20 protein-coding genes are annotated in these 20,544 nt (G+C 73.5%); 10 read left to right on the top strand and 10 right to left on the bottom strand.

The window, feature by feature from the left end; translation table 11 throughout:
- Positions 1-51: 51 nt before the first annotated feature.
- The 3 genes from cobG to MDN94_RS00810 are packed head-to-tail and all read left to right on the top strand — an operon-like array spanning position 52 to position 3,652.
- Complete coding sequence (gene cobG / locus MDN94_RS00820; RefSeq protein WP_482724088.1) at positions 52-1,440, top strand: precorrin-3B synthase; 1,389 nt, start codon at positions 52-54, stop codon at positions 1,438-1,440.
- The gene (locus MDN94_RS00815) at positions 1,437-2,078 is read left to right on the top strand and encodes a precorrin-8X methylmutase (protein WP_441262776.1); all 642 of its coding nucleotides are present in this window, start codon (positions 1,437-1,439) and stop codon (positions 2,076-2,078) included. The genes cobG and MDN94_RS00815 overlap by 4 nt, the downstream gene beginning before the upstream one ends.
- A gap of 41 nt (positions 2,079-2,119) precedes the next feature.
- The gene (locus MDN94_RS00810; protein ID WP_482726962.1) at positions 2,120-3,652 is read left to right on the top strand and encodes a precorrin-2 C(20)-methyltransferase; all 1,533 of its coding nucleotides are present in this window, start codon (positions 2,120-2,122) and stop codon (positions 3,650-3,652) included.
- Here the strand turns inward: MDN94_RS00810 and MDN94_RS00805 are convergent.
- On the bottom strand, positions 3,640-4,380 hold the full coding sequence (locus tag MDN94_RS00805) for a cobalt-precorrin-6A reductase (protein ID WP_482724087.1): 741 nt from the start codon (positions 4,378-4,380) through the stop codon (positions 3,640-3,642). The two genes, MDN94_RS00810 and MDN94_RS00805, sit on opposite strands and share 13 nt — an antisense overlap.
- A gap of 12 nt (positions 4,381-4,392) precedes the next feature.
- On the opposite strand from MDN94_RS00805, the gene MDN94_RS00800 reads away from it, so the two are divergent.
- A complete protein-coding gene (locus tag MDN94_RS00800) occupies positions 4,393-5,502 on the top strand; it encodes a cobalt-precorrin-5B (C(1))-methyltransferase (RefSeq protein ID WP_482724086.1) in 1,110 nt (369 codons plus the stop codon).
- A 473-nt stretch (positions 5,503-5,975) separates the two neighbouring features.
- On the opposite strand, the gene cobM is transcribed toward MDN94_RS00800, so the two are convergent.
- Positions 5,976-6,725, bottom strand: coding sequence for a precorrin-4 C(11)-methyltransferase (gene cobM, locus MDN94_RS00795; RefSeq protein WP_364596653.1), 750 nt, complete (start codon positions 6,723-6,725; stop codon positions 5,976-5,978).
- A complete protein-coding gene (gene cbiE, locus MDN94_RS00790) occupies positions 6,722-7,960 on the bottom strand; it encodes a precorrin-6y C5,15-methyltransferase (decarboxylating) subunit CbiE (RefSeq protein WP_482724085.1) in 1,239 nt (412 codons plus the stop codon). Before cbiE ends, cobM begins: the two co-directional genes overlap by 4 nt.
- A 149-nt stretch (positions 7,961-8,109) precedes the next feature.
- Between cbiE and MDN94_RS00785 the strand changes: the two genes are divergently transcribed.
- Positions 8,110-8,367 (top strand): DUF2277 domain-containing protein, encoded by a 258-nt coding sequence (locus tag MDN94_RS00785; protein ID WP_453461810.1) that lies wholly within the window; start codon positions 8,110-8,112, stop codon positions 8,365-8,367.
- Here the strand turns inward: MDN94_RS00785 and MDN94_RS00780 are convergent.
- From MDN94_RS00780 to MDN94_RS00765, 4 genes are all read right to left on the bottom strand, one after another.
- On the bottom strand, positions 8,333-8,983 hold the full coding sequence (locus MDN94_RS00780) for a DedA family protein (protein ID WP_482724084.1): 651 nt from the start codon (positions 8,981-8,983) through the stop codon (positions 8,333-8,335). The genes MDN94_RS00785 and MDN94_RS00780 overlap by 35 nt on opposite strands.
- Before the next feature lie 301 nt (positions 8,984-9,284).
- Positions 9,285-9,740 (bottom strand): DoxX family protein, encoded by a 456-nt coding sequence (locus MDN94_RS00775; RefSeq protein WP_482726961.1) that lies wholly within the window; start codon positions 9,738-9,740, stop codon positions 9,285-9,287.
- Positions 9,741-10,057: 317 nt separating this feature from the next.
- Entirely contained in the window at positions 10,058-11,752 is a 1,695-nt protein-coding gene (locus MDN94_RS00770) for an alkaline phosphatase D family protein (protein WP_482724083.1), read from the bottom strand.
- Positions 11,753-11,858: 106 nt separating this feature from the next.
- A complete protein-coding gene (locus tag MDN94_RS00765; RefSeq protein WP_482724082.1) occupies positions 11,859-12,521 on the bottom strand; it encodes an HNH endonuclease family protein in 663 nt (220 codons plus the stop codon).
- Between the two features lie 166 nt (positions 12,522-12,687).
- Here MDN94_RS00765 and MDN94_RS00760 point away from each other — a divergent pair, with 166 nt between their 5' ends.
- Complete coding sequence (locus MDN94_RS00760; RefSeq protein ID WP_482724081.1) at positions 12,688-13,449, top strand: ABC transporter permease; 762 nt, start codon at positions 12,688-12,690, stop codon at positions 13,447-13,449.
- Between the two features lie 306 nt (positions 13,450-13,755).
- Positions 13,756-14,340, top strand: coding sequence for a TMEM165/GDT1 family protein (locus MDN94_RS00755; RefSeq protein ID WP_482724080.1), 585 nt, complete (start codon positions 13,756-13,758; stop codon positions 14,338-14,340).
- A gap of 9 nt (positions 14,341-14,349) precedes the next feature.
- Here the strand turns inward: MDN94_RS00755 and MDN94_RS00750 are convergent, their stop codons facing one another.
- Both MDN94_RS00750 and MDN94_RS00745 read right to left on the bottom strand, forming a co-directional pair.
- Entirely contained in the window at positions 14,350-15,003 is a 654-nt protein-coding gene (locus MDN94_RS00750) for an HAD-IA family hydrolase (RefSeq protein WP_482724079.1), read from the bottom strand.
- 119 nt (positions 15,004-15,122) lie between these two features.
- Complete coding sequence (locus tag MDN94_RS00745) at positions 15,123-16,412, bottom strand: peptidoglycan-binding domain-containing protein (protein ID WP_482724078.1); 1,290 nt, start codon at positions 16,410-16,412, stop codon at positions 15,123-15,125.
- A gap of 156 nt (positions 16,413-16,568) precedes the next feature.
- Between MDN94_RS00745 and MDN94_RS00740 the strand changes: the two genes are divergently transcribed.
- The gene (locus MDN94_RS00740; protein WP_482724077.1) at positions 16,569-18,635 is read left to right on the top strand and encodes an MDR family MFS transporter; all 2,067 of its coding nucleotides are present in this window, start codon (positions 16,569-16,571) and stop codon (positions 18,633-18,635) included.
- 113 nt (positions 18,636-18,748) lie between these two features.
- On the opposite strand, the gene MDN94_RS00735 is transcribed toward MDN94_RS00740, so the two are convergent.
- Positions 18,749-19,228, bottom strand: a complete 480-nt coding sequence (locus tag MDN94_RS00735; protein WP_482724076.1) for a GNAT family N-acetyltransferase — start codon at positions 19,226-19,228, stop codon at positions 18,749-18,751.
- 117 nt (positions 19,229-19,345) lie between these two features.
- Here MDN94_RS00735 and MDN94_RS00730 point away from each other — a divergent pair, with 117 nt between their 5' ends.
- Positions 19,346-19,987 carry a hypothetical protein gene (locus tag MDN94_RS00730; RefSeq protein WP_482724075.1) on the top strand — a complete coding sequence of 214 codons (642 nt, stop codon included), beginning with the start codon at positions 19,346-19,348 and terminating at the stop codon, positions 19,985-19,987.
- A complete protein-coding gene (locus tag MDN94_RS00725; protein WP_482724074.1) occupies positions 19,987-20,529 on the top strand; it encodes a hypothetical protein in 543 nt (180 codons plus the stop codon). Before MDN94_RS00730 ends, MDN94_RS00725 begins: the two co-directional genes overlap by 1 nt.
- Positions 20,530-20,544 lie beyond the last annotated feature (15 nt).

Below are 20,544 nucleotides of genomic sequence, written 5' to 3'. Positions count from 1 at the left end.
GTAGGGCGCTCGGAGCAGGCACCTTGTGTGATGGTCGGTATGCTCGCCGCCATGCCTCCGGCCCCCTCGAACCGCCCGAACAGGGACGAAGCTCTCGTAACTCCCGTCCGGGACCGCGGTGATGCCTGCCCCGGCGCGCTGCGTCTGCACACCGCGGACGACGGCGCGCTGGCGCGCGTCCGCGTCCCGGCGGGCGCCGTGAGCGCCGCCCAGGCGTACGCGCTCGCCGACGCGGCGGAGCGGCTCGGCGACGGCGCGCTGGACATCACCTCACGCGGGAACCTCCAGCTGCGGGGCCTCGGACCGGGCTGCGGCGGGGAGTTGGCGGAGCTGCTGGACACGGCCGGGCTGCTGCCCGCGCCCGGTCACGAACGCGTCCGCAACATCGTGGCGTCCCCGCTTTCCGGGCTCGACGGGCGCGGGCACCTGGACGTCCAGCCGCTGGTACGGGACCTGGACGCGCTGCTGTGCGCGAGCGAGCGTGCGCCGGAGCTGTCGGGGCGCTTCCTGTTCGCGCTGGACGACGGCCGGGGGGACATGGCGGAGCTCGCCGCCGATGTGATGTTGCTCGCAGAACCGGGCGGCGCGGAGGTGCGCATGACGGTCGGCGCGGCGTCGGCGCGGGTCCGCGCAGAGGACGGCCCTCGCGCGATGCTGTTTGCCGCGGAGGCGTTCCTCGACGCGGCGTCCGCGGCGGGCACCAGGGCATGGCGGGTGCGGGAACTACCGGGCGGCGGCTCCGAGTTGGCGGACGCGGCGGTGTGGCGGGGTTGCCTTTCCGGTCCGGTCGCTTCCGTGGACCCGGTCGGCTCCGACGCCCTCGAGTGCGCGACGGCCTCCCGGCGAGGGCTCCGCCCCCCGCCCCCCGCGCCTCGAACACCGGTGGGGCCGGAGGTACCGGGGCCCCGGCCCGGGCCCGTGGCGGGCGGCGGGCGGGGCGTCGGCGGGGTGAGTGTCGGTGTGCCGTTCGGACGGCTGTCCGTGGGTGCCTGGCGGGCGCTCGCCCGGGTCGCCCAGGCGCACGGCACCGGCGAGTTGCGCGTCACTCCGTGGCGTGGGGTCGTCGTGCCGGGCGCCGGGCCCGAGCAGTTGGCCGTGCTGGCCGACGCCGGGCTCGTCACCGGTCCCGACTCGCCCTGGCTCGGCGTCGGCGCCTGCACCGGGCGGCCCGGCTGCGCCAAGTCGCTCGCGGACGTGCGGGCCGACGCCACCGCCCACCTGGCCGCCGGCGCGGGCGGGCTGCCCGTGTACTGGTCGGGCTGCGAGCGCCGCTGCGGTCACCCCCGCGGCACCTGGGTCGACGTGGTCGCGACCGGCGACGGACGCTACGACCTGGCCGTACGCGGCACCGGCACCGACGAACTCCCCGGCCGTCAGGCCCTTCCAGAACTCGCCGACGCCCTCGCGGCGGCGCGCACCATCACCACCCCGACGAAGTGAGCGAGAGCACCGTGTTCGAGTACGAGAAGGACGGCGCGGAGATCTACCGCCAGTCCTTTGCCACGATCCGCGCCGAGGCGGACCTCGCCGGGCTGCCGGCCGAGGTCTCGCAGGTCGCGGTCCGCATGATCCATGCCTGCGGGATGGTCGATCTCGTCACCGACCTCGTCCACAGCCCCGACGTCGTCGTGCGTGCCCGCGAGGCCCTGCGGGCCGGCGCGCCGATCCTGTGCGACGCGCAGATGGTCGCCAGCGGCGTGACCCGTAAGCGGCTGCCCGCCGACAACGACGTGGTCTGCACGCTGTCCGACCCGTCGGTGCCGGAACTGGCCGCGAAGCTCGGCACCACCCGCTCCGCCGCCGCCCTCGAGCTGTGGCGCGACCGTCTCGAGGGGTCCGTCGTCGCCGTCGGCAACGCGCCCACGGCGCTGTTCCGGCTGCTGGAGATGATCGAGGAGGGCGCGCCGCGGCCGGCGGCCGTCATCGGTGTGCCGGTCGGTTTCATCGGCGCCGCGGAGTCCAAGGAGGCGCTCGCCGCGCACCCGCTGGGCCTCGAGCACCTGGTGGTGCGCGGCCGCCGCGGTGGCAGCGCGATGGCGGCCGCCGCAGTCAACGCGATCGCGAGCGAGGCGGAGTAGTGGGCGACAACCGGAACAGCGACCAGCAGAACGGCGAGCGCCTGCACGGCGAGAGCCCCAGCGCCGAGCGCCGGAACGGCGAGAGCCGGAGCACCGGCCGGCTGTACGGCGTCGGGCTCGGCCCCGGCGACCCGGAGCTGATGACCCTTCGCGCCGCCCGCGTCATCGCGGAGGCCGACGTGATCGCGTACCACTGCGCCCGGCACGGGCGCTCCATCGCCCGGTCGATCGCGGCCCCGCATCTGCGCCCCGAGCACATCGAGGAGCGCCTGATGTACCCGATCACCGTCGAGACCACCGACCATCCAGGCGGTTACCGTGGCGCGCTCGACGACTTCTACGAGCAGGCCGCGGCCCGGCTCGCCGCGCATCTCGACGCCGGCCGCACGGTGGCCGTCCTCGCCGAGGGCGACCCGTTCTTCTACGGCTCGTACCAGCACATGCACAAGCGGCTCGCGCACCGCTATCCCACCGAGGTCATCCCCGGCGTCACCTCCATCAGCGCCGCGGCGGCCCGGTTGGGGACACCGTTGTGCGAGGCGGAGGAGGTGCTCACCGTCATCCCCGGCACGCTGCCGGAGGAGGAGCTGACCGCCCGGCTCGCGGCGACCGACTCGGCCGTCGTGATGAAACTCGGCCGGACCTTCCCCGCCGTGCGGAGCGCGATGGAGGCCTCCGGCCGGCTGGCGGAGGCCCGTTACGTCGAGCGGGCCACGATGAGCGGCGAACGCACCGGTCGACTGGCCGACATCGACCCCGAGTCGGTGCCCTACTTCTCCGTGGCCGTCGTGCCGAGCCGCATCGCGAACCCGCTCCCCGCGCCCGGCAGGGGCGAGGTCGTGGTCGTCGGCACCGGGCCGGCCGGGCCGCTGTGGCTCACACCCGAGACGAAGCGCGCCCTCGCCGACGCCGACGAACTCGTCGGCTACACCACCTACGTGGATCGGGTGCCGCGGCGGCCGGGGCAGATTCGGCACGGCTCCGACAACAAGGTCGAGTCGGAGCGCGCCGAGTTCGCGCTCGACCTGGCCCGGCGCGGGCGGCGGGTCGCCGTCGTCTCCGGCGGCGACCCCGGCGTCTTCGCCATGGCGACCGCCGTGCTGGAGGTGGCGTCCCAGGACGCGTACAAGGACGTCCCTGTACGGGTCCTCCCGGGCGTGACGGCCGCCAACGCCGCCGCCGCGAAGGCCGGAGCGCCGCTCGGCCACGACTATGCCGTGCTGTCCCTGTCCGACCGGCTCAAGCCGTGGGAGGTCATCGCGGAGCGCCTCGCCGCCGCGGCAGCCGCCGACCTGGTGCTCGCGCTGTACAACCCGGGGTCCCGCAGCCGCACCTGGCAGGTGGGCAAGGCGCGCGAGGTGCTCCTCGGGCACCGGGCGCCCGACACGCCCGTCGTGCTCGGCCGGGACATCGGCGGGCCGGAGGAGAGCGTACGGATCGTGCGGCTCGGTGAACTCGATCCGGCGCAGGTCGACATGCGCACGATCCTGCTGGTCGGGTCGTCGCAGACGCAGGTGGTCCGGCGCGGCGACGGCCACGAGATCGTGTGGACCCCGAGGCGCTATCCGGAGTAGGCCCGCAGCCAGTCGGCCGCCTCCTCGGGGTCGGCCGCGACCGGGACCCCCTCGGGGACGGGCGGGCGGCGCACGATCACCACGGGCACGCCCGCCTCCCGCGCGGCCGTCAGCTTCGGTGCCGTCGCCGCCCCGCCACTGTCCTTGGTGACGAGCACGTCGATGCGGTGGCGCCGCAGGAGTTCGCGTTCGCCGTCGAGGGTGAACGGCCCCCGGTCGAGCAGCACGTCCATCCGGGGCGGGCACGCTCCCTCGGGGGGATCGACGGACCGTACGAGGAACCACGCGTCGCGGATGTGCGCGAAGGAGGCAAGACCCATGCGGCCGGTCGTCAGGAACACCCGGCGGCCGAGCGCGGCGGCCCGGTCCGCGGCCTCGGCCAGGGAGTCGACAGGATGCCAGTCGTCGCCGTCGGCCGGGGCCCAGCCGGGGCGGCGCAGCGCCAGCAGGGGAACATGGGCCTCCGCGGCGGCCAGCGCCGCGTTGAAACTGATCGTTCCGGCGAAGGGATGGGTGGCGTCGATGACCGCGCCGACCTGGTGCTCGCGCAGCCACCGGGCCAGGCCCTCCGCCCCGCCGAAGCCGCCGACCCGGACCTCGCCGGGGGGCATCCTGGGAGTGGCGACCCGGCCGGCGAGGCTGCTGGTGACGCGGGCCGTGCCGTCGGCGTGCAGTCTCGTCGCGAGACGACGGCCCTCGGTCGTCCCACCGAGGATCAGTACATGCATCGGAGTCCATCCATGAGCGCGGCAACGGGCGGCGGGCGTGAGGCCCAACTCAAGCACACCGGTCTGCGGCCCGGCTGGACGACCGGGGCCTGTGCGACGGCCGCGACGACCGCCGCGTACACCGCGCTGCTGACGGGCGAGTTCCCCGACCCGGTGACGATCACGCTGCCCAAGGGGCAGACGCCGGCCTTCGCGCTGGCCGCGGAGTCCCTGTCCGGCGACCGTGCCATGGCGGGGATCGTCAAGGACGCCGGTGACGACCCGGACGTCACCCACGGCGCGCTGGTGAGGGCCACGGTGCGGCTGCTGCCGGCCGGGTCCGGGGTGGTCTTCCGCGCGGGCCCCGGCGTGGGGACGGTCACCCGTCCGGGGCTGCCGCTCGACGTCGGCGAGCCCGCGATCAATCCGGTGCCGCGGCAGATGATGCGCGAACACGTCGGCGTGGTCGCCGCGCGGCACGGCGGCGTCGGGGACGTGGAGATCACCGTTTCCGTCGACCACGGCGAGGAGATCGCCCGCTCCACGTGGAACCCCAGGCTCGGCATCCTGGGCGGTCTGTCGATCCTCGGCACGACCGGGATCGTGGTGCCGTACTCCTGTTCGGCGTGGATCGACTCCATCCGGCGCGGCGTGGACGTGGCACGGGCCGCGGGCCGCACCCATGTGGCCGGATGCACGGGCTCCACCTCGGAGAAGACCGTGGTGGAGCTGTACGGGCTGCCGGAGGAGGCGCTGCTCGACATGGGCGACTTCGCGGGAGCGGTACTGAAGTACGTGCGGCGTCATCCGGTCGATCGGCTCACTCTGTGCGGCGGGTTCGCCAAGCTCTCCAAGCTCGCGGCGGGCCATCTGGACCTGCACTCGGGCCGCTCCCAGGTCGACAAGGCGTTCCTGGCGGAGCTGGCTCGGCAGGGCGGCGCGGACGAGGCCCTGGCGGCGGAGGTCGCCGTGGCGAACACGGGCCTGGCGGCGCTCCAGATGTGCGCGGCGCAGGGCGTTCCGCTGGGCGACCTGGTGGCGGCGGCCGCGCGCGACCAGGCGCTCGGCGTGCTGCGGGGCGCGCCGGTCGCGGTGGACGTGGTGTGCATCGACCGCGCGGGCACGGTCGTGGGCCGCGCGTAGCCCTCGGGCAGGCGGCGCACCGGGCCACCCGGTCGGCACCGGGGTCGCCGACCGCGCCCCTTCCCGATTCCCGACCGGGTGGACCGCAGGCGGCTCCGGCCCGTCCCGGGGCCCCACGGTCGGCAGGCCGGAGGACGAGCTCGCGGCGCCCAGGAAGGCGGTACGGGCCCGGTGCGGTCGGGGCACCCGGCTCGTGCCCGGGCGTCGACCGAGCCCGGCTCCCGCCCGTCCGGGATTCCCCGGCCGGGACACCCCGAGAAGGCGGTACGGTCCGGCGCGGCCCGGGTCGGGAAGCGGGCCGCTGCCGCCGTCAGGCCGTCAAGGAGGCGAAACGCCCAGCGCAGCGGCACGCCACGTCACGCCCTCGCATCCGACCGGTCCACCACCCTCACCGCCTCGTTCGCGCGGCGCGCGTCCGGCCCAGGCCCGTGCCAGGGCCGCACCCCCGCTGGTGGCGTACCGCCGCGCCGGGGTCAGCAGACGTGGCGGTCGCGCTCGGCGGAGTACAGGTGGCTGTCGCGGAAGCCGGACGCGGCAAGGACACGGCCGACCAGGATCACCGCGGTGCGGGTCACGCCCGCCTCCTTCACCTGCGCGGCGATGTCCTCCAGCGTCCCGCGCAGCACCAGCTCGTCCGGGCGGCTCGCCATCGCCACCACGGCGGCAGGACAGTCGGCGCCGTAGTGGGGGAGGAGCTCGGAGACGATCCGGTCGACGTGGCGGGCGCCCAGGTGGAGGACGAGCAGCGCCCCGCTGCGGCCGAGGGTCGCCAGGTCCTCACCGTCCGGCATGGGGGTGGCCTGCTGGGCGACGCGGGTGAGGATCACCGTCTGGCCGACGGTCGGGACCGTCAGCTCCCGCTTCAGCGCAGCGGCCGCCGCGGCGAACGCGGGGACGCCCGGCACGACCTCGTACGGCACACCCGCCGCGTCCAGGCGCCGCATCTGCTCGGCGACCGCGCTGAAGACCGACGGGTCGCCCGAGTGGAGCCGGGCCACGTCGTGGCCCTCCTCGTGGGCGCGGACCAGCTCCGCGGTGATGGCGTCCAGGTCGAGCTGCGCCGTGTCGATCAGGCGGGCGTCCGGCGGGCAGTCGGCGAGGAGTTCACGCGGGACGAGCGAGCCGGCGTAGAGGCAGACACCGCACGACGCCAGGGTGCGCGCCCCGCGCACAGTGATCAGGTCGGCGGCGCCGGGGCCCGCACCGATGAAGTACACGGTCATGTCGGATCTCCTGCTTTGGTGACGGACCATTGGGTGACGGGCATGGCCTGGCGCCAGCCGGTGAAGCCGCCGACGGGCACGGCGTGGGAGACGGCGAGGCGGACGAGTTCGCCGCCGTGGCGCGCGTAGCGCTCGGCCAGCAGCGCCTCCGATTCGAGGGTGACCGTGTTGGCGACCAGTCGGCCGCCCCGCGGCAGCGCGTCCCAGCAGGCGTCCAGGAGGCCCGGTGCGGTGAGCCCGCCGCCGATGAACACCGCCGCGGGGACGGGGAGTCCGGCCAGCGCGTTTGGTGCGGCGCCGGTGACGACACGCAGGGCCGGCACGCCGAGGCTGTCCGCGTTACGGGCGATGCGCGCGGCCCGGACCGGGTCGCGTTCGACGGTGACGGCCCGGCAGGAGGGGTGCGTGCGCATCCACTCGATCGCGACGGAGCCGGAACCGCCGCCGATGTCCCACAGCAGTTCGCCCGGCGCGGGAGCGAGAGCGGCGACGGTCGCGGCGCGTACGTGACGTTTGGTGAGCTGCCCGTCGTGCTCGTACGCCTCGTCCGGCAGGCCCGGGGCGGCTGAGAGCCGCAACGCGCCCTCGTCGAGCCGGCATTCGAGGGCGATGACGTTCAGCGGGTCGCCGGGCGGCTCGGCCCAGTTCCCGGCGTGGCCGTCCACGCAGCGCTCGGCCGCAGCGCCGAGCTGTTCGAGGACCCGTATCCGGGTCCCGCCGAAGCCCCGGTCGCGCAGCAGCGCGGCCACCTCGGAGGGTGTGTCCGGTCCGGCGCTGAGCACCAGCAGCCGGCGGCCGTCGTGCAGCGCGGCGGACAACTGCCCGGCGGGACGGCCGACGAGGGTGACGACGGCGGTCTCCTCGACGGGCCAGCCCAGGCGGGCGCAGGCGTACGAGACGGACGAGGCGTGCGGGACGACGTGCAGCGCGTCCGGTCCGATCTCCTCGGCCAGCGCGCGGCCGATGCCGTAGAACATGGGGTCTCCGCTGGCCAGGACCGCGAGCCTGCGGCCCCGGTGGGCGGCGAGCAGCCCGGCGACGGCGGGCCGCAGGGGGCTCGGCCAGGTGACGCGCTCGGCCGTGCAGTCGGGGGGCAGCAGCTCCAACTGCCGTGCGCCGCCGATGACGACCTCCGCGTCCCGCAGCGCGTCCTGCGCCGTCCCGGGGAGTCCTGGCCAGCCGTCGGCGCCGATTCCGACGACGGTTACTGCTGGTGAGTGTGGAGCGGGGGTCACTGAGCGGTACCTCGTCGGTGGAACGGCAGGGGCGCAGCCGCACTCTACTGGCCGCGTGCGGCGGCGTCGGCGGGCCCCCGGGTTACCCGCGGTGTCACGGCGGGGGCGAAGGTCCGCACGCTGTCGGTGGTGCGCGGCACACTGGAGGCATGTGCCGCAGCATCAAGACACTCCGTCCGCCCGTCCTTCCGGAAGAGGCCACAGAGGAGGACATCCACGCCGCCGCCCTGCAGTACGTGCGCAAGGTCTCCGGCTTCCGGGCCCCGGCCGCGCACAACCGCGAGGTGTTCGACGAGGCCGTCGAGGAGATCGCGGAAGCGACCCGCAGACTTCTGGAGGGGCTCGAGATCCGCGGCTCCGGCGGTCATGCCGCTAAGCGGCAGGCTCAGGAGCCGGACGCCGCATGAAGTAGGCGGCGAGCGAGCCCGCGCCGAACAGGGCGAGCACGGACACCGCCGCGCCGATCCAGCTCGCGCCGAGCCACTGGCCGCCGAACCAGCCGAGCCCGACGGCGTAGCCGGCCCAGGCGATCCCGGCCAGGGCCGACCAGGGCAGGAACTCCTTCACCTCGCGGCGCGCCGCGCCGGCGCCCAGCGAGACCACGGAGCGGCCGGCCGGCGCGAAACGGGCGATGACGACGAGTGCGCCGCCGCCGTGTCCGAGCGCCACGCCGAGACGTTCCTGCGCTCTGGTCAGGCGGCGTGAGCGGGCGATGGCCCGGTCCAGCCGGTCCCCGCCGCGCCACGCGAGCCGGTAGGCGACCAGATCACCCAGTACGGACGCGGTCGCCGCGCACAGCACCAGGACCAGCAGCGAGGGGACCTCACGCGGTACCTGGCCCGCCGCGCCGGCGACGGCCGCGGCGCCGGGAGCGGCTGTGGAACCGGCAGCCGCGGCGGTGGCTGCCGTGATCACCAGCACTCCGCTGGGCAGCACGGGCAGGAACACGTCAAGAAGGACGGACAGGGCCACGACGGCGTAGATCCATGGGCTGCCGGTCAGCGACCCAATGCTCTCGAGCACCTTGACTCTCCCCGTTCCTGGCAGGGCCACGGTGTCGCGGGGGAGCGGCAGGCGGCCAGACAGCTGTACAGCGTACGCCTGGACTGCCGAGGACATCGACAAGGGGCGTTCCCCCGCCGGACACCGGGACGAAACCGTCCGTACGGGGCTCGTACGGGCCAGGGGCCTCCAGCAGGGGAACGGCCGCCGCCGGCAAGGTGCTTGAGGCGGTCTCACGGAACGAGGGGGCGAGGGCGCGGGGGTCAGGACGCCCGGCCCTTCCCGAAGGAAGGACCGGGCGATGCGTACACCTGCGGCAGGGTCAGGCGGCGGCGGTGGCCTGTTCCTCGCGGTGCTCCGCCGGGCGGGCGGCGCGTCGCGTCGCGAACAGCCGGTCCAGCGCCAGGGCGCCGGGGCCGGTGAAGACCAGCAGGAGGAACGCCCAGCAGAACATCGCCGACGCCTCACCGCCGTTCTGCAGCGGGAACAGTGACTCGGGCTGATGGACCTTGAAGTACGCGTACGCCATCGAGCCGGAGGCGATGAGGGCGGCGCTGCGGGTGCCGAGGCCGAGCAGGACCAGAGATCCGGCGACCAGCTGGATCACCGCCGCGTACCAGCCGGGCCAGGTGCCGACCGGGACGGTGCCGCCGCCCGCGGGCGCGCCGCCGAGGACGCCGAACAGTGAGGCGGCGCCGTGGCAGAGGAACAGCAGACCCACGACGGCACGGAACAGGCCGAGCGCATAGGGCTGCGCCTGTTCCAGGCGTGCGGGCAGGGGGGAGGTGCTCATGTGGGGGCTCCTTCGGTTTCGGGGACAGAACCGATGAGGGGGCCCCAGGTTAGGCAGCCCTAATCATTACTTGCAAGTTCAACATTATCTGGCAGGCTGCTTTTGGCCGAAGCTTCCCGTTCGGTGACGACCGCCGTCGGAGGACCCCAAGGGCGTGGGACCTGGCCTCCCTCGTGGCAGGCAGTGCCGTCCTCCGGTTTCGTGACACGGCAGGCTGAATACCGGGCGCTCGGCCGAGGGTGCCCTCGGCCGAGCCCGCGGTGGTTTGGCGGGAAAGCGGCGCTCCTCGAGCGGCGGGCCCGTCAGGAGCCGTCCGTCAGTGGGCGGTCGAGCACGGTCGCCAACCGCCCGCGGCCGTCGGCGCCCTCCGCATCCGCCCGGTCCAGCCGCAGCGACGCCCTCCGACCTCGCAGGGTCAGGGTCATCAGCTGATTGCCGAACCACGGCCCGCCCCTGCGCCCCCAGCGGACGGCAGGATCCCCGGTACGGCCGTGCCTGGTGAAGAGCCGGCCCAGCCGCCGTCCCGCTCGGCTCCAGCCGAACCGGAAGCCGATCCTCACCGCTTTGGGGACGGAGTTGTGCACGGGCGAACACGTCAGCTGGAGCACCCGCGCGTCCGGGGCGGCGACGGCGCCCGCGGCACCGGGACCGTCCGCCGGATCGCCGGGCCGTTCCGGCTCCGCCACGTACGCGTGATGGACGTCCCCCGAGAGCACGCACACGGTCGCCGGCGCGTCCGGGCCGCTGCCCACCTCGATGATCAGCCGGGTCAGCTCCTCGAACGATGAAGGGAACGCCGACCAGTGCTCCAGATCCGCGTGGCGGCGCACCCTCTCCCCGAAGCGCGCCCACCACGCCCCCCGCTCGCCGCGGCACAGTGCCGCGTTCCAGGTCTCCGCGTCGTGGATCAGGGGCGGAAGCAGCCAGGGCAGCGAGGTGCCGAGGAGGAGGTGGTCGTACGAGCCGCGTCCCTCCAGGGCCTGTTCGCGCAGCCAGGCGGCCTCGTCCGTGTCGAGCATGGACCTGCTCTGCTCGTCCAGGACGCGGGCGGCGCGGGTGTCGATCATCAGCAGCCGGGTCCGGCCGAAGTCCCGCCGGTAGCTCCAGCGCGCGACGGACGCGTCCCGGTCGGCCGCCTCCGCGAACTGCCGCAGCGCCTGTGTGCCGTCGGGCGCCGACCGCACCGCCTTGTAGAGCGGGTCGGCGGCCAGCTCGGCGGGGGAGAGATTGCCCAGGTGCTGGTACACCCAGTACGACATCAGCGCGCTGAGGATCCGCTCCCGCCACCACGGCGTCGCCCGCATCTCGGCCAGCCAGACCGTGCTGGTGTTCCAGTCGTCGATGACGTCGTGGTCGTCGAAGATCATGCAGCTGGGCACGGTGGAGAGCAGCCAGCGGACGTCGGGGTCACGCCACGATTCGTCGTACAGCCAGGTGTACTCCTCGTAGTCCGCCACTCCGGAGCCCGGCGGCACCTCGCGGTCGCGACCGGCCGACAGCCGCGCGCTGGTGGCCTCGGAGACCTCGTCCGCGTACACCTGGTCGCCGAGCAGCAGCAGGACGTCCGGGCGCTCCTCCTCGGCGGCGGAGGCCAGCTTGGCGGCGAGGGTGTCCAGGGCGTCGGGACCCACCGGGTCGCGGCCGCGGGCGGGGCGGGCGGCCCAGCGGCAGGAGCCGAAGGTGACCCGCACCGAGTCCGCGGGGACCTCCGGCGTGCGGATGGTGCTGGGCGGGTGGGAGGAGTCTGCGAGCGGCCAGACGCGTTCACCGTCGAGGAACACCTCGTAGGCGGTCGACGAGCCCGGTGTCAGGCCGGTCACGGTGACCAGGGCGTAGTGGTGCCCCGCGACCGTGAATGTGCGCGAAGTGCCGCCGCCGCCCTGCTCGCAGCGGACCTCCGCCGTGCAGGGGCGGCCGGTCTCGACCCAGACGGTCGCGGCGGTGCCCGTGTCCCAGTCGACGTGCCGCAGCAGCGGCCCAAGGCGAAGCCCGGTCATGTGATGCCCCTTCCGTCGCCCCGTACGGTACGGAACGACGGAGAGGGGCGGGCCGGTTCCGCGGACCCGTGGTGTGTCCTCGGCGCGGCCCTGTGCGGCGGCCGGGTCAGCAGCCGTTCAGGATGCTCTGCAGCGCGCTCTTCTCCGCAGAGTCGACCTTGAGGTTCCAGTAGTACTTCGTGTGCACCCACATCCGGGCGTACATGCAGCGGTACGAGGTGACCGGCGGCAGCCATTCGGCCGGGTCCTTGTCGCCCTTGGACTGGTTGACGTCGTCCGTGACGGCGATGAGCTGCGGGCGGGTCAGGTCGTTGGCGAACTGCTGGCGCTGGGACGTGGTCCAGCTGTTCGCGCCGGAACGCCACGCCTCCGCCAGCGGGACTATGTGGTCGATGTCGACGTCGGAGGCCGCGGACCAGGTGGCGCCGTCGTAGGGGGAGAACCAGCGGCCGCTCGTCGCCGCGCAGCTGGAGTCCTGCACCACGTTCGTGCCGTCCCGCTTGAGCACGACCTCGCGGGTGTTGCAGGTGCCCGACTGGGTGATCCAGTGCGGGAACAGATCACGGCTGTATCCGGTGGAGGAGCCCTCCGCGGACACGGTCAGCTGGCTGAGGTAGCTGCGGGCGGTGGTGGCGCTGACCGGGGTGGGCGGGGCGGCCTGCGCGGTGGGAGAGGTGGCCAGCAGGCCGGCCATGGCGAGGGCGGACGTGACGGCGAGCACGGCTGCGCGGCGGACGCCGCGGCTGCGACGCGCGTAGACACCTGACATGCGAACTCCTTCGAGGTGGGGGGAACTTGGCCGTTCGGGCGTGGCCATGTTCGCGGCGCCAGGTTTCTCGGGGGTGGGCGCCAGGTAACAGGGTGGCGACATGGGCACGTCACATCAAGGGTTCTGACGTGCCGACATGATCCTTGTGGCGTCGTAATGTTGCGGCGTGCTGCTGCCGGTCAACCTCACACTCGGGGCCGTACTGGCCGTCCTCCTGGTCGCCGCGGCGACCGTCGCGGCCGTCGCCCACCTCGGGCGTTCCCGCGACATCACCGTCGCGGGCGTGCGCGCGGCGGTCCAACTCGCCGTCGTCTCAATGGCGATCGGCTGGGTCGTCCGCTCCGTCCCGCTGCTGCTCGCCTTCCTCGTGGTGATGTACGCGGTCGCCGTCCGCACCGCCGGCCGGCGCATCACCGCCAACGGCACCTGGTGGTGGGCCGGTCTGCCGATCGCCGCGGGAGTGCTCCCCGTCGTGGCCGCGCTGCTCCTCACCGGACTGGTGCCGGTGAAGGGCATCACGCTGATCCCCGTGACCGGCATCCTCATCGGCGGCGCCCTGAGCGTGACGGCGGTCGCCGGCAGGCGGGCGCTGGACGAGCTCGAGCAGCGCCGCGGTGAGGTCGAGGCCGGACTCGCCCTCGGCCTGGCCGATCGCGACGCCCGCCTCGAGGTCGCCCGCGGGCCCGCGTCCGACGCGCTGCTCCCCGGCCTCGACCAGACCAGGACCGTGGGCCTCGTCACACTGCCCGGCGCCTTCGTCGGCATGCTGCTGGGTGGTGCCTCCCCCATGGAGGCGGGCGCGGTGCAGCTCTTCGTACTGGTCGCCCTGATGGCGGTCCAGGCGGTCGCGGTGGCCCTGGTGGTGGAACTGGTGGCGAGGGGACGCCTGCACCGCGACAGCGCACGGGGCCCGGACGCCCGGCCCTGACCCGGCACGGTCCCGGGCGCTTCCCGGAGCTGCCCGGCCGCGGCGGCGCTTCGCGTTCGTCCGGGGTCCTCGCGTACGCTGTTCAGCGCAGAAGGGGAGTAGCTCTTCGCCGGACCGTCGACATACTGCTGGGCCTCGTGCCCGGCCGGCGCCCGGAGGCGGCCCGTCATCGGCGGTCGCCAGCGAGACCTTCGGCCGCAGTGCCCATGTATCCATCCATGGCGCTGCCGTGCCGAAGCGACCCCTGAAACGCCTCAGGTCACTCTCGGCAGGGCCGCGCCGCGCCTACCGATTGAGGATTCATCCGTGATCAGCTTCACCGTCGTGGCGATCACGTTCGGCGTCGTCTTCCTCGCCGAACTGCCCGACAAGACCGCCCTGGCCGGTCTCGTGCTGGGCACCCGCTACCGCGCCTCGTACGTCTTCGCCGGTGTCGCGGCGGCCTTCGCCGTCCATGTCGCGCTCGCCATCGCCGCGGGCAGCGTGCTGACCCTGCTGCCGCACCGGCTGGTGCAGGCGGTGGTGGGTGTCCTCTTCCTCGCGGGTGCGCTGATGCTGCTGCTGAAGAAGGGCGACGACGAGGGGGAGACCGTCAAGGCACCCGCCGACCAGTCGTTCTGGAAGGTCTCGGGCGCGGGCTTCATGCTCATCCTCGTCGCCGAGTTCGGGGACCTCACCCAGATCATGACGGCCAACCTCGCCGCCCGTTACGACAACCCCGTCTCGGTCGGCATCGGCGCCGTGCTGGCGCTGTGGGCCGTCGCCGCCATCGGCATCCTGGGCGGCCGGACGCTGATGCGGTACGTGCCGCTGAAGCTGATCACCAAGGTCGCGGCGTGCCTGATGCTGGCCCTCGCCGGTTTCAGCCTCTTCGAGGCGATCACGGGATGAGCTGCCGGATCAGGCGGCGAGCAGCCCGATCGTGCCGTCGTCGTTCTTGGTGACCGTGAGGCGGGTGAGGTCCGGCACGTGGATGTCGGGCTTCATCGCCGCGGCGCGGGGACCCACACCGACGACCCGCATGCCCGCGGCGCGGGCCGCCGTGATGCCCGCCTCCGAGTCCTCGAACGCCACGCAGTCCTCAGGGGCGAAGCCCAGCTCGGCCGCGCCCTTCAGGAAGCCCTCCGGGTCCGGCTTGCTGGCGCCGACGCACTCGGCCGTCACACGGACCTGCGGCATCGGCAGCCCGGCCGCGTTCATCCGTGCCGTGGCCAGCGCGAGGTCGGCCGAGGTCACCAGCGCGTGCGGCAGGGCGGCGACGGCGGCCATGAAGGCCGGCGCGCCGGCGACCGGGACGACGCCGTCGGTGTCGGCGGTCTCCTGGGCGAGCAGCACGCGGTTGTCGGCGTGGTTCTGCTCCATGGGGCGGTCGGGCAGCAGGACGGCCATCGTGGCGTAGCCCTGGCGCCCGTGGACGGTCTTGAGCGCCTCCTCGGCGTCCAGCCCGTGCTCGATCGCCCAGGCCCGCCAGACCCGCTCCACCACCGCGTCCGAATTGACGATGGTGCCGTCCATGTCCAGCAGGAGGGCGCGGGCGGTCAGGACGGTCGTCATACGGACTCCAGAGCGCGGCGGAAGGAAAACAAGCGGCCTCGCCCGCCGGTCAGGGAATACGGGCGAAGCCACTTTGTTCCTTCACGATACAAAACCGGCCGGGGTAACGCCAATCCGTTTCAGGACGACCGCGTCTCGGCCTCCAGCGCCCGACGCGTGTGCGGGCCGTAGACGCCCAGGGGGTCGCCCTGGATGCCGCGGTCCCACTGGTAGACCTTCACGGCCTGCTCCACGTCCTCGTCGAAGCGGCCGTCCGCGTCGTCGTACGGATACAGCCACAGCTGCCTCAGCCGCTTCTGGAGGTCGACCACCGCCGCACCGCTGTCGCCGCGGCGCAGCGTCCCGCCGGCCGGCTTTCCTGACGGCTCCTCCGACACCGTGCCCGTCTCCTTGGCCGTCGAGGCCGGGGCGGACGGACTGGCCGGCCTGTCACCGGTGCTCGGGGTCGTGCGGGGCGCGGATCTCGACGGCGACGGCGACGGCGACGCCGACGCGGACGGTGAGGCCGAGGCCGACGGGGAGGAAGAGGCGGAGGCCGACGCGCTCGCTGAGACCGACTCCGAAGGTGCTTCCGACACCGCGCTGGCGGTCGGAGCGCTGGTGCTGGTGTCCGGCGGCAGCGCACGGTCCTGCTCCTCGCCGCCGGAGAACAGCCCTCCGGCGAACGCGGCCGTCCCCGCGACGGCGACGGCCGCCGCGCCCACGGCGAGCCCGGCGAACAGCCGCCGGCGCCGTGGCGGCCCGTCACCGCCCTGACCGTGACCGCTCCCTGCGGGGCCGCCGCCGACGGGCGCCAGTACGACGGTGTCGTCACTCCCACGGCGCGCGCCGCTGCCCCCGTCCGGCGAGAGCTCCTCCGGCGGCAGCGCCCCTCCGTACGCGGCGGCGCCGTGGTGCGTCACCGGCCGATGGTTGTCCCCGTCCGGACGGGCGGAGTTGTCCAGACCGTCCTGGTCCGGGACGTACTCCTGACCGCCGACGCCGGCAGTTGCCGCAGCCGGTTCCTGTATGGGCCTGGGCAGCGCCGTCGCCCCCTGCCCGGCCACGGCCCCGCCTTGGGCGAAGCCGTCGTGCGGGGGCGACGCATGGGCCTCCCCGCCGTGGGCGGAGCCCTCGTGCGTGACGTCTTCCTGCCCGCCCGGCGCGTGGCCCTCGTGCCCTGCCGGGGCCGGACGAACGGCGGTGTCGGGGTCGAGCGGGTCGGACGGGGCGAGGTGTGGCGTACCAAGGCCCTCCAGCGTCACGTACGGCCTGATGCGCAGCGGGTCGAAGTCCTCCGCCGCCGCGATGTCGGCCTCCCGTTCCGCGCGCAGAGCGGCCCCCGCCCGCTCGGCGCAGTCGCAGCCGGGTCCGGCGCTGTCGTCCGGGTTCCGCGGTCTGTCGCACTCCGGACATCTGTTTCCGGTCATTGCCGGTTCCCCTCCCCTTTGAATGCCGCCGATTATGCAACCGTCCCGTGCGACACCCAACGCCCCACCTGTCGCACCGCCCCCTCTCGGGAGGCCATAACCGGACAGACGCACCACGATGGGATGGAACAGCGCCACGGAACTGAGGAGATCGGTATGGCTCAGGAAGTGAGCAGCGCCCAAGTGGGGCCTGCCCCCGGCGAGGGGCACGACCGGCGAACCGTTCTGGTCGCCATCGGCGCGCTGCTCCTGGGCATGCTCCTGGCCGCCCTCGACCAGACGATCGTGGCCACCGCGCTGCCGACCATCGTCAGTGAACTGGGCGGCATGGACCACCTCTCCTGGGTGGTCACCGCCTACATGCTGGCCGCCACCGCCGCGACCCCCCTGTGGGGCAAGCTCGGTGACCAGTACGGGCGCAAGAAGCTCTTCCAGACCGCCATCGTCATCTTCCTCGTCGGCTCCGCCCTCTGCGGCATGTCCCAGAACATGCCGCAGCTCATCGCCTTCCGCGCGGTCCAGGGCCTCGGCGGCGGCGGGCTGATGGTGCTGTCGATGGCGATCGTCGGCGACCTCGTGTCACCCCGTGAACGGGGCAAGTACCAGGGCCTCTTCGGCGCGGTCTTCGGCGCGACGAGCGTCCTGGGGCCGCTGCTCGGCGGCTTCTTCACCGAACACCTCACCTGGCGCTGGGTCTTCTACATCAACCTGCCCATCGGCGTCGTCGCGCTGCTCGTCATCGCCGCCGTGCTGCACATCCCGGTGCGGCAGACCCGGCACACCATCGACTACCTGGGCACGTTCCTCATCGCCTCCGTCGCCACGTGTCTCGTCCTCGTCGCCTCCCTCGGCGGCACGACCTGGGCGTGGGGATCGGCGCGGATCATCGGCCTCGCCGTTCTCGGGGCAGTGCTCCTCGTCGTGTTCGTCGCCGTCGAACGCAAGGCGGCGGAACCCGTTCTGCCGCTGAGGCTGTTCCGGATCCGGACGTTCACCCTCGTCGCGGTCATCAGCTTCATCATCGGTTTCGCGATGTTCGGCGCGTTGACGTACCTGCCGACGTTACTCCAGGTCGTCCAGGGCATCTCACCGACCATGTCCGGTGTCCACATGCTGCCGATGGTGTTCGGCATGCTGATCACGTCCACGGCGTCGGGGCAGATCGTCAGCCGCACCGGCCGCTGGAAGGTCTTCCCGATCGTCGGCACCGCCGTGACGGCGCTGGGCCTCCTGCTCCTCCACCAGCTCGAGCAGACCAGCTCCACCTGGCGGATGAGTCTGTCCTTCTTCGTCTTCGGAGCCGGACTCGGCCTCGTCATGCAGGTCCTCGTCCTCGTCGTCCAGAACGCCGTGGGCTACGAGGACCTCGGTGTCGCGACGTCAGGTGCGACGTTCTTCCGTTCCATCGGCGCCTCGTTCGGCGTCGCGATCTTCGGCACGATCTTCACCAACCGGCTGGAGCACAAGCTCACCGAAGCCCTCGCGGGGCAGCAGGTGCCGCCGGGCGCCGGGCCCGCCGAGCTCGCCGCCGACCCCCGTGCCATCGCGGAACTCCCGGCCGACCTGCGCCCGTCGGTGCTCGGCGCGTACTCGACGGCCATCACGGACGTCTTCCTCTACGCCCTGCCGGTCGTCGCACTCGCCTTCCTCGTCGCCTGGTTCCTCAAAGAGGACAAGCTCCGCGCCTCGGTCACCGCTCCGGACCACAGCGAGACGCTGGCCTCCAACCCCGTCGAGCGGTCCTCGTACGACGAGGTCGCACGGGCCCTGTCGGTGCTCGGTTCCCGCGAAGGCAGGCGGCACATCTACGAGAAGATCACCGCACGGGCCGGTTACGACCTGCTGCCCGCCTCGAGCTGGCTCCTGCTGCGCATCAAGCGCCACGGCGTCGTCGAACCGGCCAGGCTCGCCGAGACCACCCCTGTCCCGCTGCGCGCGATCACGGAGGCGGCACGCGAGGTGGAGGGACGCGGCCTCGCCCGCCGGGAGGGCCTCGACCTGATGCTCACGGACAGCGGCGTGGAGGCCGCCGTACAACTGGCGCAGGCGCGCGAGGAGTCGCTCGCCGAGCTGCTCGGCGACTGGTGGGGACCCGAACGGCCGACCGACCTCGTCCAGCTGGTGCACGATCTGAACACGGAGCTGTGCGGCTCCGACGCCGAGCGGCCGCACAGCCCCGAGCAGCACCGCGACCACGAGTACCCGAGAAGCCACCCCGTCTGACGTCCCGTCGGGGCCGCACCGCCCGACCTCCCGCCGGTACCGCACTTCGTCCGTGTCCCTCCCGCGGGCCGCCGGTCAGAGGCCCTCGCCGCGCAACTCTCCACGGAGAGGCGTCAGAGGTCCTTGCCGTACCAGATCTCCATGTACGGACCGCTGCAGTACGCCGGTATCTCCGCGTAGCCGTGCCGCGTGTACAGCGCGCGGGCCTCCACCAGGTCGAGACGGGTGTTGAGGACCGTCCGACGGGCGCCGAGCGCGCGGGCCTCGTGCTCCAGCGACTCCATCAGCAGCGAAGCGCCTTTGCGGCCGCGGAAGTCGTGCCGCAGGAAGACCCGCGTGACTTCCGCCCGCTCCTGGTCGAGCATCAGCACCCCGCCGCAGGCCGCAGCCTCGCCGCCGTACCGGCCGACGAGGAACTGGCCCGTCGGCGGCGTCAGCAGCTCGACGCCGTCGCCGGTGAGCCCTTCGTCGACCTCTTCCACGGTGGCCGGCCGGCCCCAGTAACGGCTCGCCACATCGTGGTAGTACGCGCGCCGCAACGCGGTCGCGTCGGGGGAGTCGTACGGCTCCGGGGTCAGTGTCCACATGGTCATGGACGTTTCGTAGCCCGTTCGGTGGTTGTTTGGCCAATCAATTCCCGGTTACCCGGAGCCAGGAAAGCTCGCGAACAGCGAGCGTCCGCCCACGGGTCCCGACCCGGAAGGTGAGTCATGTCGACCCTGACCACAGTTCTGATCGTCGCCGCGGTGATCGTGGTCCTTCTGATCATCGCCGGCTCCCTCTACGCACGCCGCGGCGGGCACGCCGGCGGACGGCGGGCACTGCGAAGGCGGTTCGGCCCCGAGTACGAGAGGGTCGTCGCCCGCCACGACGGCGACACCAAGGCGGCCGACCGCGATCTGCACGACCGCGTCCAGCGTTACGGAGACCTCACGCCGCAGCCCCTCGCGCCCGGCGTGCGGGAGCAGTTCGACACCGCATGGGCCGCTGTGCAGGAACGCTTCGTCGATGACCCGCGCGGTGCCGTCGCGGACGCCGATCAGCTCCTGGGCCGGATCGCGGGCGACCGCGGCTTCCCGGCCTCCGGCCGCTACGAGGAGCAGCTCTCGGCGCTCTCCGTCCACCACCCGCGCCACGTAGAGGGCTACCGCAGGCTCCACCGCGCCGCCCGCAGCGGCACGGAGACGACTACGGAACAACTGCGCGAGGCGATGGTCGATGCCCGTGAGCTCTTCACCGACCTCATCGCCGATCGGGCCGTGGACCACGGCCGCCACCGGCCCGGCGCCCCCGACCGGTCTCACAGCCGCGGCCGCGGCCACATGCTGCGCCCGAAGGGGAGTGGCGTGTGATGCCGCACCCGAACCGTCAGGAATCCTCCAGGACTGCCGTCCCGCCCGGTACCGCCGGCGACGCGGGAGACATAGAAGCTTCCGCCGCGCCGGTCGGGCGGGACGGCAAGGACGACGTGCGCGCCACGGGCCTGCGGGCCGAGCGCGGCGCCGCCCACGGGTCCCGCCCCGGACCGGTGGACGAGCCGCTGAAACCGGTCCTCGACCCCGGCGGGGCCACCACCGGTGCCGGCACCCCGCTCACCGCGCCCGGGGCGGGCGACGCGGAGCCGCGCGCGGCCCGGCTCCTGCCCCAGGACGAATGCGAGCGGCTCGAGCACCGCTTGCACCAGGCGCTCACCGGCTTCGTCGACTCCCCGCGCCGCGCGGTCGAGGAGGCGGCAGACGTCCTCGAGGACGCCGGCGACCGGATCACCGCATCCCTGGCGGAGCACCGCCGGACACTGCGGCACTCCGCGGACGCCGGAGCGGACGACACGGAGCAACTGCGCCGTGCGCTCCAGGCGTACCGGGAGGTGACGGAACGGCTGTTGCGGATCTAGCGCGGCACGGATCCG

Source organism: Streptomyces sp. WAC00040, assembly GCF_056835925.1.
Note: the sequence above shows the minus strand (reverse complement) of the source record. Positions and strands in the feature narration are given on the sequence as shown.